The 14,638-nt window shown below is 71.9% G+C and carries 15 protein-coding genes and 1 rRNA gene; 1 reads left to right on the top strand and 15 read right to left on the bottom strand.

Annotation, left to right across the window (positions count from 1 at the left end; genetic code table 11):
* Positions 1–12: 12 nt before the first annotated feature.
* The 14 genes from ALI22I_RS16270 to ALI22I_RS49240 form a co-directional block, all read right to left on the bottom strand.
* Positions 13–384 carry a DUF2752 domain-containing protein gene (locus ALI22I_RS16270; protein WP_083751785.1) on the bottom strand — a complete coding sequence of 124 codons (372 nt, stop codon included), beginning with the start codon at positions 382–384 and terminating at the stop codon, positions 13–15.
* A 222-nt stretch (positions 385–606) separates the two neighbouring features.
* Positions 607–1,227 (bottom strand): NUDIX domain-containing protein, encoded by a 621-nt coding sequence (locus ALI22I_RS16265; RefSeq protein ID WP_077006350.1) that lies wholly within the window; start codon positions 1,225–1,227, stop codon positions 607–609.
* Positions 1,224–2,912 carry a CTP synthase gene (locus ALI22I_RS16260; RefSeq protein WP_077006349.1) on the bottom strand — a complete coding sequence of 563 codons (1,689 nt, stop codon included), beginning with the start codon at positions 2,910–2,912 and terminating at the stop codon, positions 1,224–1,226. Before ALI22I_RS16260 ends, ALI22I_RS16265 begins: the two co-directional genes overlap by 4 nt.
* Positions 2,913–3,153: 241 nt before the next feature.
* Complete coding sequence (locus ALI22I_RS16255; RefSeq protein WP_077006348.1) at positions 3,154–4,092, bottom strand: copper transporter; 939 nt, start codon at positions 4,090–4,092, stop codon at positions 3,154–3,156.
* Positions 4,089–5,273: a putative cytokinetic ring protein SteA gene (steA, locus tag ALI22I_RS16250; RefSeq protein WP_077006347.1), complete on the bottom strand. Its 1,185-nt coding sequence runs from the start codon at positions 5,271–5,273 to the stop codon at positions 4,089–4,091. Before steA ends, ALI22I_RS16255 begins: the two co-directional genes overlap by 4 nt.
* Positions 5,274–5,345: 72 nt before the next feature.
* Positions 5,346–6,065, bottom strand: a complete 720-nt coding sequence (locus ALI22I_RS16245; RefSeq protein WP_077006346.1) for a hypothetical protein — start codon at positions 6,063–6,065, stop codon at positions 5,346–5,348.
* Complete coding sequence (locus ALI22I_RS16240; RefSeq protein ID WP_077006345.1) at positions 6,062–6,673, bottom strand: hypothetical protein; 612 nt, start codon at positions 6,671–6,673, stop codon at positions 6,062–6,064. Before ALI22I_RS16240 ends, ALI22I_RS16245 begins: the two co-directional genes overlap by 4 nt.
* Positions 6,670–7,317, bottom strand: a complete 648-nt coding sequence (locus ALI22I_RS16235; protein ID WP_077006344.1) for a hypothetical protein — start codon at positions 7,315–7,317, stop codon at positions 6,670–6,672. Before ALI22I_RS16235 ends, ALI22I_RS16240 begins: the two co-directional genes overlap by 4 nt.
* Positions 7,314–9,095 (bottom strand): DNA repair protein RecN, encoded by a 1,782-nt coding sequence (gene recN / locus ALI22I_RS16230; protein WP_077006343.1) that lies wholly within the window; start codon positions 9,093–9,095, stop codon positions 7,314–7,316. The genes ALI22I_RS16235 and recN overlap by 4 nt, the downstream gene beginning before the upstream one ends.
* Before the next feature lie 65 nt (positions 9,096–9,160).
* Positions 9,161–10,066, bottom strand: a complete 906-nt coding sequence (locus tag ALI22I_RS16225; protein ID WP_077006342.1) for an NAD kinase — start codon at positions 10,064–10,066, stop codon at positions 9,161–9,163.
* Entirely contained in the window at positions 10,063–10,869 is an 807-nt protein-coding gene (locus ALI22I_RS16220; RefSeq protein WP_077006341.1) for a TlyA family RNA methyltransferase, read from the bottom strand. The genes ALI22I_RS16225 and ALI22I_RS16220 overlap by 4 nt, the downstream gene beginning before the upstream one ends.
* 3 nt (positions 10,870–10,872) lie before the next feature.
* Positions 10,873–11,046, bottom strand: a complete 174-nt coding sequence (locus tag ALI22I_RS50890) for a hypothetical protein (RefSeq protein WP_179118254.1) — start codon at positions 11,044–11,046, stop codon at positions 10,873–10,875.
* Positions 11,047–11,051: 5 nt separating this feature from the next.
* On the bottom strand, positions 11,052–11,864 hold the full coding sequence (locus tag ALI22I_RS16210) for an HAD-IIA family hydrolase (RefSeq protein WP_338013495.1): 813 nt from the start codon (positions 11,862–11,864) through the stop codon (positions 11,052–11,054).
* A gap of 69 nt (positions 11,865–11,933) precedes the next feature.
* Positions 11,934–12,887 (bottom strand): hypothetical protein, encoded by a 954-nt coding sequence (locus tag ALI22I_RS49240; protein ID WP_238598394.1) that lies wholly within the window; start codon positions 12,885–12,887, stop codon positions 11,934–11,936.
* Here ALI22I_RS49240 and ALI22I_RS49235 point away from each other — a divergent pair.
* Positions 12,861–14,432, top strand: a complete 1,572-nt coding sequence (locus ALI22I_RS49235; protein WP_143532239.1) for a hypothetical protein — start codon at positions 12,861–12,863, stop codon at positions 14,430–14,432. The genes ALI22I_RS49240 and ALI22I_RS49235 overlap by 27 nt on opposite strands.
* An 88-nt stretch (positions 14,433–14,520) precedes the next feature.
* Here ALI22I_RS49235 and rrf read toward each other — a convergent pair.
* Positions 14,521–14,637 (bottom strand): 5S ribosomal RNA (rrf, locus tag ALI22I_RS16200).
* Position 14,638: the final 1 nt, after the last annotated feature.

Raw genomic sequence — 14,638 nt, 5'->3', positions numbered from 1 at the left:
ACGACCGCTTCGTCAGGACACCAGATTCCGCACGAGCATCCACGTGACGGCGAGGACCACCACCGGCAGGCCGACCTTCCGCGACACCGGAGGCGTCGGCCTGCCGTCCCTGGCCGCCCGGAGCCACCGCACCCACAGCCAGGCCAGCAACGGCAGCCCGGCGACCAGCATGACGGCGTTGAACTGCCACGCGCCGACCAGGTCACCGTGCAACAACGCGTGCACCATCCGCGTAGACCCGCACGCCGGACACTGGATCCCGGTCAACGCATAAAGCGGACAAGGCGGCAACAGCGACCCCGGCTGGTTGGGGTCCACGAACATCAACACCCCACAGCCGACCACCGCCGCCCCAGCCACCGCCAACGGCCCGCGCAACCCCACCAAACCTCCCCCCGCGTGTCCAACCTCCAGAACACGCGTGTCCAACGTTCAGAACGCGCGTGTCCAACGTTCAGAACAGCCGAGTTGAACACTCAGAACACCGCAGGCCTCCGGCACGGCGAACCTGAACGTTCAACTCACGCGTTCCGAGCGTAGGACATGCACGTTCTGAACGTAGGACACGCGCATTCCAGACGTAGGACACGCGCGGCCGGGGGTGGGTCAGGGGTGGCGGGCGGCGAAGCGGGTGGGGCGGTCGGGGAAGGGGGTGTCGGACGGGCGGGCTTGGGCACCGCAGGTGATCACGGCGTGCGCGGCGAGGAGGCCGGACACGGCGGGGCCGTTCACGATCTCCCCCGCCAATGCCATGTCCACCGCCTCGGCCAACGGGAAGCTCTTCGCCTCCAAGTCGGCCTCCTCCTCGCCCTGCACGTCGCGGTCCACCACGGTGAGCCCACGGGCCAGGAACACCCGCACCACCTCGTCGGTGAACCCGGGGGACACGGCGACGTCCACCAACGTCACCCAGTCCGACGCCGCCAGCCCGACCTCCTCGGCCAACTCGCGTCGGGCGGCCGTCAACGGCGTCTCGTCACCCCCGTCCAACAACCCGGCGGGCAGCTCCCACAGCCGACGCCCCAACGGGTGCCGGTACTGGTGGATCAACGTCACCGCACCGGCCTCGTCCAAGGCCACCACCGCCACCGCACCGAGGTGTTCCACCACCTCGCGCGACGCGGTTCCGCCACCAGGCATGGCGACCTCGTCCACCCGCAACGCCACGACCCGCCCGACGTGGACGTCCCGGGACGACACCGCTTCGAACTCGTGCCGAGCCGTCACTGCGCGGCCCCCGCCGTCTCGGGCAACGGCAGCCGGTCGGCCAGCCGGTAGTCCAACGCCGCCTTCACGAACGCCGCGAACAGCGGGTGCGGACGCGTCGGACGCGACTTCAGCTCCGGGTGCGCCTGCGTGGCCACGAAGAACGGGTGCACGTCGGCCGGCAGCTCCACGAACTCCACCAACCGCCCGTCCGGCGACGTCCCGGAGAACACCAACCCCGCCGACGACAACTGCGAGCGATAGGCGTTGTTGACCTCGTACCGGTGCCGGTGCCGCTCGGACACCTCCAGCGACCCGTAAGCCTTCGCCACCTGCGACCCCGGCACCAGCGAGGCCGGGTACGCGCCGAGCCGCATCGTGCCGCCCATGTCCCGCTGCCCGGAGACGACGTCCTCCTGGTCGGCCATGGTGCTGATCACCGGCGACCCGGTGTCCTCGAACTCCGACGAGTTCGCGTCCGCGATACCCGCCAGGTTCCGCGCCGCCTCGATGACCAGGCACTGCAACCCCAGGCACAGGCCCAGCAGCGGGATGCCGCGGGTCCGCGCGTAGGTGATCGCGCCGATCTTGCCCTCGATGCCGCGCACCCCGAACCCGCCGGGGATGAGGACCGCGTCGAGCCCGCCCAGTGCGTGCACCGCGCCGGACGGCGTCTGGCACTCGTCGGACGGCACCCACACGATCTCGACCTTGGTGCGGTGCGCGAACCCGCCCGCGCGCAGCGCCTCGGTCACCGACAGGTACGCGTCGGGCAGGTCGACGTACTTGCCGACCAGGGCGATGCGCACCTTCTCGGACGGGTTGTGCACCCGGTCGAGCAGATCGCCCCACACGGTCCAGTCGACGTCGCGGAACGGCAGGTCGAGCCGCCGCACCACGTACGCGTCCAGGCCTTCGCCGTGCAGCACCTTGGGGATGTCGTAGATCGACCGCGCGTCCACCGCCGCCACCACGGCGTCGTTGTCCACGTCGCACATCAGGCCGATCTTGCGCTTCAACGCGTCCGGGATCTCCCGGTCGGCCCGGCACACGATGGCGTCGGGCTGGATGCCGATGTTGCGCAGCGCCGCGACGGAGTGCTGCGTCGGCTTGGTCTTCAGCTCACCCGACGGCGCCAGGTAGGGCACCAGCGACACGTGCAGGAAGAACACGTTGTCCCGGCCCACGTCGTGGCGCACCTGCCGGCACGCCTCCAGGAACGGCAGCGACTCGATGTCGCCGACCGTGCCGCCGACCTCCGTGATCACCACATCGGGGGTGACACCGTCGGGTCCCGGCTCGGCCATGGCCCGGATGCGCCGCTTGATCTCGTCGGTGATGTGCGGGATCACCTGGACGGTATCGCCCAGGTACTCGCCGCGCCGCTCCTTGGCGATGACCTCGGAGTACACCTGCCCGGTGGTGACGTTCGCGTCACCTGACAGGTCGCGCGCCAGGAACCGCTCGTAGTGCCCGATGTCGAGGTCGGTCTCCGCGCCGTCGTCGGTGACGAACACCTCGCCGTGCTGGAACGGGTTCATCGTGCCCGGATCCACGTTGAGGTACGGATCCAGCTTCTGCATGGTCACCCGGAGACCACGAGCGGTGAGCAGCTGACCGAGGCTCGACGCGGTCAACCCCTTGCCGAGGGAGGACGCGACACCCCCGGTGACGAAAACGTGCTTGGTCGTACGTGCCTGCTGCACCAAGGAGGCTCCCCGTGGTCTGGATTTCCGCTAGGGGCCGGCTGCGGTGGTTCCGCACAGCTCAGCGCCCTGTCCACGGGCCCTAACGCTAACACGCCACCGGTCACCCAGCGCGCTGGTGGGTCCGGTGGCGTGTCACTCGGATGGCCTAGGGCCATCCGAACAAGAGTCCACAGGCTCGGGAACCGAGCGAAAACACCCGGTTTCGGCCCGCGTTCCAGCCCGCGTGTCGGCCCGCGTGTCAGCCCGCCGTGCCCGGCGCGGGCGCCTCCGCGTTGCCCGCCACCCCGTACCGCCCGGCCTTGCCCTCCACCTGCTCACGCAGCGCCAGCACGGTCACCACGCGCCCGGCCGCGGTGTCGAGGTTGTCCACGGTGGACAGCACCGATGTCGCCGCCGTGTCCGCCCGCACGACGCCGACCGGGCCGGTCCCCTCGGCCGACCGGTCACCGCCCGCCAGCACCGCGCCCGCGCCGGACCGGTCCAGCTGGGTGGCGAAGCGCGCCACCACCGCCGCCCGGTCGGCCGCCGAGTCGCCGGCCACCGCGCCGCCGGTGAGCACCACGGCCAGCTGCGCGGGCCGCAGACCCTCCCCCGGCTTGACGAACCCGGCGCTGGACAGCCCGCCCAACCCCGCCGCCAGCTCGTCCGCGGTGGCCTGCGGCTGGTTGTCGTCCTTGCGGAGCAGCAGCAGCGTGCCCAGCAGACCGCCCGCCCGGGTGCCGGGGTCGGCGGCGGTGGGCAGCTTGGTGCCCGCGGGCTGGAGCCGGGCGACCAGGTTGAGCAGCTGGTCGGCCTTGTCCGGGTCGGCGAACGACTCGGTGAGCTGCAGTTCGCCGGTGACCGTGGCGCCGGCCGCGCGCAGCAGCTCGGCCAGCGCGTCCCGGTCGTTCGGCTTGGCGTCGGCGGTGGTCACCAGCACGACGGTCCGCTCGGCCAGCTGCCCCTTCACGGCCAGCGGGCCGACGGAGGTGGCGAACCGGTCCGCGTCGGCGAGCCGGGCGTCCAGGCCGTTGCGCTGCGCTTGCAGTGCGGCCACCTCCCGGCCCAGCGCGCTGTTGTCGTCACTGAGCCCGGACAGCAGCCGGCCGCTGATCGCGGTGGAGCCCATCACCACCCCGACGGCCAGCGCCAGGAACACCGCGGTGATGGAGACGATGTGGTAGCGCAGCGAAATCACGCGAACAACCCCTTGAACCAGTCGACGACGGATCGGAACGCGTCGGCGGCCAGGTCCACGTAGACCTGCCCGACCCCGGACACCGCCAGCGCGGCCGCCATCGCCACGACCGCGGCCAACACCAACAGCGCTATCAGGCCCAACGACACCCGGCTGCGGTACAGCGTCGCGACCGCGTGGGAGTCCACGAGCTTGTTGCCCAGCTTGAGCCGGGTGAGGAACGTCGAGGGGGTGGACCCACCGTTCCCGCGGTCCAGGAACTCCCGCAGCCCGGCCTGGAGGCCCACGGTCACCACGAGCGTCGCGCCGTGCACGTCGGCCAGCAGCAGCGCCAGGTCCTCGGCGTTGCCGGACGCGGGGAACGTCACCGCGCCGATGCCCAGGTCCTGGATGCGCTCCAGGCCGGGCGCGTGACCGTCGACCTGGGCCGGCACCACGACCTCGGAGCCGGACTTCAGCGTCTCGGTGCCGATGCCGTCCGGGTCGCCGACGATGATGTCCGGCTTGAACCCGGCGTCGTGCAGGGTGTCCGCGCCCGCCTCCACGCCGATCAGCACCGGCCGGTGCTCGCGGATGTACTTGCGCAGTCTGCGCAGCTCCTCGGCGTGCCGGGGGCCGCCCGCGACGACCAGCACCTGCCGGTCGCGGATCGGCACGTACAGCTCCGGCACGCCGACACCGTCGAGGATCAGCGCCCGTTCCCGGCGCAGGAACTCGATGGTGTTCGCGGAGAACGCCTCCAACTGCGCGGCCATGCCCGCCTTGGCCTCGATCATCGCGTCGGCGATCGACTCGGCATTTTGCTCGACGCCGCGCGCCACCTCCCGTTCGCCGACGAACACCGAGCCCTCGTGCAGCCGCACCTTCGTGCCGTCCTTGAGCTCCCGCAGCACCGACGTGCCGACGTCGTCGATCAGCGGGATGCCCGCCTCGACCAGCAGCTCCGGGCCGAGGTTCGGGAACCGGCCGGAGATGGACCGCGAGGCGTTGACCACGCCCACCACCTCGGCGTGCACCAGGGCCTCGGCCGTGCGGCGGTCGATGTCGACGTGGTCGAGGACCGCGACGTCACCGGGACTGAGCCGGCGCAGCAGGTCACCCGAGCGCCGATCGACCCGCGCCACGCCGGTGACGCCTGGCAGTGCGTGGTTCGTGCGGCCGAGCAACCCGGAGAGCTTCATGAACCGATGGTGACTCACGTCGCACGAGGTTAGGCGGCCAACACGCCGAGTGGTCCGGGCTGGTCAGTACCGTCACGGCTCCACAGTGGACGGATTACCCCCGGTAGGGTGACGATCGTCGCCCGACAGCTCGGGCTCGGCGGCGGGCGGCACGGGCGGCACGGGCGTCGAGGGATCGGTCGCGGGCACCTCCAGCTCCGAGACCGGGATGGCGATGCCGAACGGCGGCGTGTCGTCGTCGTCCACCTGGTACACCGACACGCCGGTGGGCCGCGGTAGCCGTGCCGGCCAGTCCTGCGCCAGCACCACACCGACCAACATCACCAGCACCGCGCCGCCGATCATCCACGTGCCCGTGCCGACGAACTGCTCCGAGCCGCCGTTGACCGAGCCGCCGTCGCCCAACAGCTGTCGCAGCGTCTCCAACGCCGTCCACAGCGTGCCGACGACCAGCCCGAAACCGACGAGCACACCGAACCGGCCGATCGCCGCGAGCAGCGGCGAGCGCAGTTGCAGACCCGCACCGATGGCGGCCAGAACGGCAGCGACGACGAGGCTGTGGCCGTAGGTGGGAAAGCTGTCGCCGTCGCCCCGCACGTCCGCCGGCGGCACCGGGTCCCGGATCAGCTCCCACGCGGTGAGCGCGATCGTGCCGCGGGCGCCGGACGGCTGCCCGCCCGGCGGCACGAACCGCGTGTAGATCTCCGTCCCGTACAGCGGGAACAACGACCCCAGCACCACGAACAGCGCGCCCGCGCCGATGCTGACGACGGCGATCGCGCGGCGGCTCACGGGGCCTTCTCCTCGGTGTCCGGGGCGCTACCGCGCTCCGGCTGCCACCGTGGCTCCTCCTCCAGCACGACCGGGAAGCCGAACGGCGGGGTATCGGTGTCGTCGTCGTCCAGCCGGTACACCACCGCCACACCGGGGTCCGGCTTCGGCGCGCGCGGCGGCCAGTCCTGCACCAGCAGCGCGCCCACCAGCACGACCAGGGTCGCGGCGGCGAGCGTGAAACTGCCCAGCCCGAGTTCGGTGGTGATCGTGATGCCGGGGCCGCCGAGCGCGAACAGGGCCAGCAGCTGCTGGCCGACCAGCCACACGCTCCCGGTCAGCAGCATCGCGCCGCTGATCGCGGCGAGCCTGCCCCACATCCGGCCGGTGAACGCCGCCCCCAGCACGATCAGGACGACCGCGACGACCATCGGCACGCCGTACCGGGCCTCACGTTCGCGCCACGGCTCCGAGTCGAGGACGCCCCAGGAGTCCTGGCCCATCTCCACCGTCTCGCCGGACATGACGCCGCCGAACTCGAAGACCTGCGTGTACAGCGGGAGGAACGTGCCGACCAGGGTCAGCGCCGCGCCGATCACCAGCGCGACCACGCCGACCAGCCGCGTCACCGGTCGCTGCCCGAGGCGTCGGAGGGCCGCTCGTACTCGGTCTGCGGGATCTGCGCGACCTCGACGCCCTGGACCGGAATCCCGAACGGCGGGGTGTCCGTGTCGTCGTCGCCCCCGGTGTCGTCCACCCGGTACACCACCGGCCCGTCGGGAAGCGGCTGCGCGCGCCGGGCGTGCAGCAGCACCACACCCACCACCGCGACCACCACCGACGCGCCCAGCACCAGGATGCCTGCCCCGGCTTCCTGGGTGAAGCTGCGGAGGTCGGTCGCAGACACGTCGGCGACCGCCGACACGACGACCGAGCCGGTCGCCGACACCGCGCCGGCCAGCAGACCCGTCCCGGCGATCGCGGTGTAGCGGGCGGCCAGGCGCTGCGACTCGGGCAGGAACACCAGCGCCGCCGCGACCGCCAGCAGCACCGCCGACACCACGATCGGCACCCCGAACTGGGGGCTCTGCCCGAGCATGAGGTCCACGTCCAGCTCATCGCTGTCGGTGGTGATCTCCCACGACGTCGTGGTGAACCCGAGCCGGGTCTGTCCGAAGTCGCTGCCCTCCCAGAACAACGGCAGGAACGTGCCGACCACGGCCGCGACGCCGGCCACCACCAGCAAGGCCGCGCCGAGCAGCCGCCGTCTCATTTCTTCTTCGCTTTGCGCCGCACCACAGGGACGCTCTCCTTGTCGGCCTTCGCCGCCGCCAGCAGCTCCTCGGCGTGCGCGCGACCCGTGTCGGTCGAGTCCATGCCCGCCAGCATCCGGGCCAGCTCCACCACCCGCTGCGACTCGTCCAGCCGCCGCACACCGCTGCGGGTCAGCACGCCGTCCGCGGTCTTGTCCACCACCAGGTGCCGGTCGGCGAACGCGGCGACCTGCGGCAGGTGCGTGACCACGATGACCTGGTGGCTGCGCGCCAACCGGGCCAGCCGCCGGCCGACCTCCACCGCCGCCCGTCCGCCGACACCGGCGTCGACCTCGTCGAACACCAGCGTGGGCACCGGGTCGGAGTGCGACAGCACCACCTCCAGCGCCAGCATCACCCGCGACAGCTCACCACCGGACGCGCCCTTGTGCACCGGCAGCGCGGGCGCGCCGGGGTGCGCGATCAGCCGCAGCTCCACGTCGTCCACGCCGCTGGCGCCCGCGTGCAGCCGCTGCCCGCCGACCTGCAACGCCTGCGCGTCGCCCGCCTCGGCCACCCGTGGCCGCACCACGACCTCGACCGTGGCGTGCGGCATGGCCAGGCCCGTCAACTCCTCCGACACCGCCCGGCCCAGCTCCTCGGCCGCGGCGGACCGCTCGGCGGTCACCCGCTGCGCGTACCCGGCCAGCTCCACCGCCAGCTCGTCGCGCCGCGCGGCCAACGCCGCCAACGCCTCGTCCGACGTGTCCAGCCCGGCCAGCCGCGACGACGCGTCCTGCGCCCACGCGATCACGCCGTCCACGTCCGCCGCGTACTTGCGGGTCAACGACTTCAGCTCGGCCTGGCGGGCGAGCACCTGCTCCAACCGCGCCGGGTCGGCGTCCAGGTGCTCCAGGTACGACGCGATCTCCGCGCCCACGTCGGCCAGCAGCGTCTCCGCCTCCACCAGCCGGGACTCCAGGTCACGCAGCTTCGGGTCGTCGGAAGCCACCAGCCGCCGCCGCGCCTCGCCGATCAACCCCAGCGCGCCGGGGACGTCCGGGTCACCGTCCGGCGAGCCCGCCACCGCGTACTGCGCGCCGGACGCCGCCTCGCGCAACTGGTCGGCGTCGGCGAGCCGGCGCGCCTCGGCGACCAGCTCCTCGTCCTCGCCCGGCTTCGGGTCGACCGAGGTGATCTCGGTCAGACCGTGCCGCAGCATCTCGGCCTCACGGGCCAGCTCGTGCGACCGCGCGGTCCGCTCGGTCAGCTCCGTCGCCACCCGCAGCCACTCGTCGCGGACCTTCCGGTACGACCGCAACGGGTCGGCGACTTCGTCACCGGCGAACCGGTCGAGCACCGCCCGCTGCTCACCGGGCCGCAGCAGCCGCAGCTGGTCGTTCTGGCCGTGCACCGCGAGCAGCTGCTCGGCCAGCTCGGCCAGCACGCCCACCGGCACGGACCGGCCGCCCAGGTGGGCCCGTGAGCGGCCGTCGGCGCCGACGGTGCGGATCGCGATCACGCTGCCGTCGTCGTCCGGCTCACCGCCGACCTCCTCGGCGACCTTCGCCGCCGGGCTGCCCGCGGGAGCCTGGAACCGCCCCTCCACCACCGCTTTGTCCGCACCGTTGCGCACACGGGACGCTTCGGCGCGACCACCCCCCAACAGGTGGAGCCCGGTCACCACCATCGTCTTACCCGCGCCGGTCTCGCCCGTCACCACGGTGAAACCGGCGTCGAGTTCAAGGGTGGCCTCGTCGATCACACCGAGGCCCTGGATGCGCATCTCGGCCAGCACGTGCCGAACACTACTGGGCGACGCGGACAAAGCGTGTGTTCGGGGGCGGGTGTTCTCCTGTTGATCTAGCTGATCGGGTATCCGGCGGCCGGACCACGCCACCCCTGCACCGGCAGCTCGAACTTCTCCACCAACCGGTCGGTGAACGGGCCCTGCCGCAACCGGATCAGCCGCAACGGGGTGCTGCCGCCGACGACCTCGACCCGCGCCCCCGGCGGCAGGTTCACCGTGCGGCGACCGTCCGCGCACAACACCGCCGGGTGGCCCTCCGGATCGACCTCCAACGCCACCACGGACGCCGGCGACACGACCAGGGGCCGGGCGAACAGCGCGTGCGCGTTGCTCGGCACCACCAGCAGCGCCTGCACGTCCGGCCACACCACCGGCCCGCCGGCGGAGAACGCGTACGCCGTCGACCCGGTCGGAGTCGCCACCAGCACTCCGTCGCAGCCGAACGCCGACACCGGCCGGCCGTCCACCTCCACCACGACGTCCAGGATGCGTTCCCGGGTGCTCTTCTCCACGCTGGCCTCGTTGAGCGCCCACGTGCCCTCCAGCACCTCGCCGTCCACCGACGCGGTGATGTCGAGCGTCATCCGCTCCTCGACCTCGTAGTCCCGGTCGATGACGTGCGTGATCGCCTCGTACAGCGCGTCGGAGTCGGCCTCGGCCAGGAAGCCGACCCGGCCCAGGTTCACCCCGAGCACCGGCACACCCGCCGCCCGCGCCAACTCCGCCGCGCGCAGCAGCGTGCCGTCACCGCCGAGCACGAACACCAACTCGGCGCCCTCGGCGGCCTTCTCGTCGGCCAACACGACCTGCGTGAAGCACGACGGGTCCAGCTCGGGCGCCTCGTCCTCCAGCACCCGCAGCTTCACCCCACCCGCCGAGAACCGCGCCGCGACTTCCTGGGCCACCAGCACGTTGCTGCGCCGTCCGGTGTGGACGACCAACAGGATCTCCCTGGTCACTGCGGTCCTTCCGCTACGGCGGCGCGCACGAGCGCGGTGGCGTCCGCGGCGTCGAGGGCTTCGCCCCGACGCAGCCAGACGAAGAACTCGACATTGCCCGACGGTCCCGGCAACGGGCTCGCGGTGACGCCGTGCAGCCGCAGGCCGAGCCCGGTCGCGGACGTGACGACGTCCAGCACTGCCTCGGCCCGCAGTTCCGGGTCCCGCACCACACCGCCCGAACCGAGACGTTCCTTACCGACCTCGAACTGGGGTTTCACCATCGGCAGCAAATCGCCCTCCTCGTCGAGGCACGCGGCCAGCGCCGGAAGCACCAGCCTCAACGAGATAAACGAAAGATCGGCCACCACGAGTTCAACCGGACCACCGATGTCTTCGGGCGTCAACGACCGGACGTTCGTCTTGTCCTTGACCACGACCCGGTCGTCCGTGCGCAACCGCCAGTCCAACAAACCCCGGCCGACGTCGGCCGCGACGACCTGCCGGGCGCCCTCGCGCAGCAGCACGTCGGTGAACCCGCCGGTGGACGCGCCCGCGTCCAGGCACCGCCTGCCCTTGACGGTGATCGTGTCGAACGCCTCCAGCGCGCCGACGAGCTTGTGCGCGCCGCGTGAGGCGTAGTTCGGGTCGTCGGTGTCGCGGACGACCAGCGCGGTGTCCGTTTCGACGGCGGTGGCCGGTTTCGTGGCCACCGTGCCGCGGATGGTCACCCGGCCCTCGGCGACGAGTTGAGTGGCGTGCTCACGTGACCTGGCCAGCCCGCGGCGGACCAGTTCGGCATCCAGCCGTGCCCTGCGCGGCACCGGTCAGACCTTGTCGATGGTGGACAACGCGGCCGTCAACGCGGTGTGCGCGTCGTCGAACCGGGCCACGTGCTCGACCACGTCGAGCTGATCCAGCCCGTCGAGACCGGCCAGGGCGTCGTCGATCCCGGCCACGGGATCACGCGGCGGGCCGGGGAGGGGAACCTCGAAGCTCACGTGATTCAAGGTAGCCGATGCAGCACGGACAGGTCGGCGGCCACGTACGTCGGACGCCGGTCCTCGGGCAGGCCGCGTGCCTCGGCCTCCGTGGACACGCCCGTGAGTACCAGCAACGAGTCCATGCCCGCGTTGACCGCGCCCGCGATGTCGGTGTCCAGCCGATCGCCCACGACCAGCGGCCGTTGCGCGCCGGCGGACTTCGCGGCCTGCTCCAGCAGCGGCGTCGCCGGCTTGCCCGCCACCAGCGGTTCCACGCCGGTCGCCGTCTTCAGCGCGGCGACGAGGGCACCGTTGCCGGGCAGCAGACCGCGTTCGGTGGGCAGCGTCGCGTCCACGTTGCACGCGACCCAGTGCGCGCCATTCCGGATCGCCACACACGCCTCGGCCAGCTCACGCCACCCCAAGTCCTGCGACAGGCCTTGGACGACGGCTTGGGCGTGGTCACCGCTGTCGGTCGGCTGGAACCCTCGCAGCCGCACCTGCTCGGCCAACGCGTCCGTGCCGAGGACCAGCACGTTCGAGCCCTGCGGCACCAGGTCCAGCAGCATCGCCGCGCCCGCCTGGGCGCTCGTGCTCACCTCGTCCAGCGCGGCGTGGAAGCCGAGTTCGTTCAGGTGCTCCGCGACGGTCTCCGGCGAACGGGACGCGTTGTTGGTGACGAACCGGATGCCGGTGCCGTGTTCGCGGGCGGCGGCGACGGCCTCGACCGCGCCGGGCACGACTTCCCGGCCCCGGTAGACCGTGCCGTCGAGATCCAGGAGGAGGGCGTCATAGCGGGCCAGCAGCACAGGCGTCTCCGATCGTGTCCGGTACACACAGTCTGAAGGCTCGGCACCGGGTGGTGCCGAGCCTTCAGACGTGACTTCGGTCCTGTCTAGCGGGTCTCAGTCCTGCGGGCTGAGGTCGAACGCCCGCTCGGCGGCGTCGGTCTCGTTGTCGTCGTCGGCCTGCGCGGCGTTGAGGAACCACTTGACGGCTTCCTCGGTGCGGCCGGCGGCGGCCAGGTTGTCCGCGTAGGCGTAGAACAGGCGGGCACTCCACGGCTCACGCCGCTTCGCGTCCAGGTCATCACCCTGGAGCGCCACCACGGCCGCCTCCAACTGCCCCATGTCCCGACGGGCGCCGGCCGCGACGATCCGCAGCTCCACCGCCTCGTCCGGGGGCAGCAGCGCGACCTGCGCCTCACGCGCCAGCTCGATGGCCCGCTCCGGACGCCCCAGCGCCCGCTCGCAGTCGGCCATCACCGCGACGTGCCCGGTGCCGTGCGACATCCGCCGCGCGGCACGCAGCTCGGACAACGCCTCGGCCCACTCACCGGCGTGGTACGCGGTCAACCCAGCGGCCTCACGAACCACCGCGACCCGTGCCGCCTTCGACCGCGCGTACCGCGCGTGCTCCAGCGCCAATTCCGGCTCGCTGTCGATGAGCATCCCCGCCGCCGCCAGGTGCCGACCGACGATGTCGGCCAGGCCCTTGGGCAGGCCGCGCAGCTCCTGCTTCACCTCGGGGTCGAGGATGGAGATGTCGGCGTCGTCGGGCAGCTCAGGCGTGCGAGCACGAGTGAACACCCGCTCATCGGCGTCTACAGCCTCGGCAGCCGCCGCAGGCCGGTCGACGGCCGGCTCAGCTTCATCGGCACTCTCGACAGCCTCAACAGCCTCAACAGCGCTCTCAACCGCACCGTCGGTGTCGACCTCGGGCGCCTCGCCCTCCGCGTCCTCGACGTCGGCCTCGTCCTGCTCAGCCTCGTCCTGCTCAGCCTCGGCCTCCGCCGTCACCGGCTCATCGGTGACCGGCGCGACCGCGATCTCGTGACCGTCGGTGTCAGGGGTGTCCACGTCGACCACGTCAACCGCGTCGACTGCGGTCGCCTCGACATCAGCCGACGTGTCCTCGGTGACCTGCTGGTCGTCGGTCTGCGCGGTCCGCTCCTGGAACCGCGCGGCCCGGTCACGGCTGCGCTCGTCCCGACGGTCGTGAGCCGGCTTGTCGTGAGCCGGCTTGTCGTAGCGGGGCCGGTCGTCCCGACGGGGGTAGCTGCTGCGCTCGCCACCACGGTCGTCCTTGCGGAACCCGCCACGGTCACCACTGGGCCGGTCATCCCGACGCGGGTAGCCACCACGGTCACTGCTGGGACGGCTGCTGGAGCGGTCCGTGCCGGAGCGGTCGTCACGCGGTCGGAACTCGCGCCGCTCACCGCCACCCGCACCACCACGATCGTCACGACGGGGGTAGCTGCTGCGCTCACCGCCACGGTCGTCCTTGCGGAACCCGCCACGGTCACCACTGGGCCGGTCATCGCGGCGCTGGTAACCGCCACGGTCACCAGACGGCCGGTCATCCCGACGCGGGTAACTGGTCCGCTCGCCACCACGATCGTCGCGACGTGGGTAGCCACCACGGTCACTGCTGGGGCGACTGCTGGAGCGGTCCGTGCCGGAGCGGTCGTCACGCGGTCGGAACTCGCGCCGCTCACCGCCACCCGCACCACCACGGTCATCGCGGCGCGGGTAACCGCCACGGTCACCGCTCGGTCGATCGTCCCGGCGCTGGTAACCGCCACGGTCACCAGACGGCCGGTCATCGCGACGCGGGTAGCTGCTGCGCTCGCCACCACGGTCGTCGCGACGGGGGTAGCTGCTGCGCTCGCCACCGCGATCGTCCTTGCGGAACCCACCACGGTCACCGCTCGGCCGGTCATCCCGGCGCGGGTAGCTGCTGCGCTCACCGCCACGGTCGTCCTTGCGGAACCCGCCACGGTCACCACTGGGCCGGTCATCGCGGCGCTGGTAACCGCCACGGTCACCAGACGGCCGGTCATCCCGACGCGGGTAACTGGTCCGCTCGCCACCACGGTCATCACGACGCGGGTAGCCACCACGGTCACTGCTGGAACGGTCAGTGCTGGAGCGGTCGTCGCGGCGGGGATAGCTGCTGCGCTCACCACGGCTGTCGTCGCGCCGGAACCCGCCCCGGTCACCGGTGCGGTCGTCGCGACGCGGGTAACTGCTGCGCTCGCCACCGCGGTCATCGCGAGGCTTGTCATAGCGGGGGCGGTCACCGGAATCCCGGCGAGCACCGCTACCCCGATTGTCGTCCCGGCGCGGGGAAGCGCCACGGTCGTCACGGGGCTTGTCGTAGCGAGGACGCTCGCCTCGGTTGTCATCTCGACGGTCGGAACCGCGAGGCTTGTCGTAGCTCGGTCGGTCGTCGCGGCGCGGGTAACCACCACCGGTCGACCGTTCACCCCCGCGGGCGTCGCGGCCGCCACCAGTGCTCGGCTTGTGGCTTCCCTGGGCACGGCCACCGTCTTCGGATCGGCGCGGTCGGTCTCCCTGGCCACGCTGACGGTCGCCGGGTCGATCCCCGAACCTGGACACTAGCTCCTCCTACTGTGGACACGCCGAAAGGGCTTGCGGTTTGGAGCACAAATCAATGTGCCCCCAACCACAAGCCCTTTCAGGGAAGAATGTTCGGCGGCGTCCTACTCTCCCACACCCTCACGAGTGCAGTACCATCGGCGCTGGAAGGCTTAACTACCGGGTTCGGAATGGGACCGGGTGTTCCCCAACCGCAATGACCACCGAAA

Source organism: Saccharothrix sp. ALI-22-I (genome assembly GCF_001984175.1).
GTDB lineage: Bacteria > Actinomycetota > Actinomycetes > Mycobacteriales > Pseudonocardiaceae > Actinosynnema.
Note: the sequence above shows the minus strand (reverse complement) of the source record. Positions and strands in the feature narration are given on the sequence as shown.

Coding starts and splice junctions, on each gene's coding strand:
- steA (WP_077006347.1), bottom strand. CDS start 5,273: ATGAAGCTCTCCGGGTTGCTCGGCCGCACGAACCACGCACTGCCAGGC.
- ALI22I_RS16235 (WP_077006344.1), bottom strand. CDS start 7,317: ATGAGACGGCGGCTGCTCGGCGCGGCCTTGCTGGTGGTGGCCGGCGTC.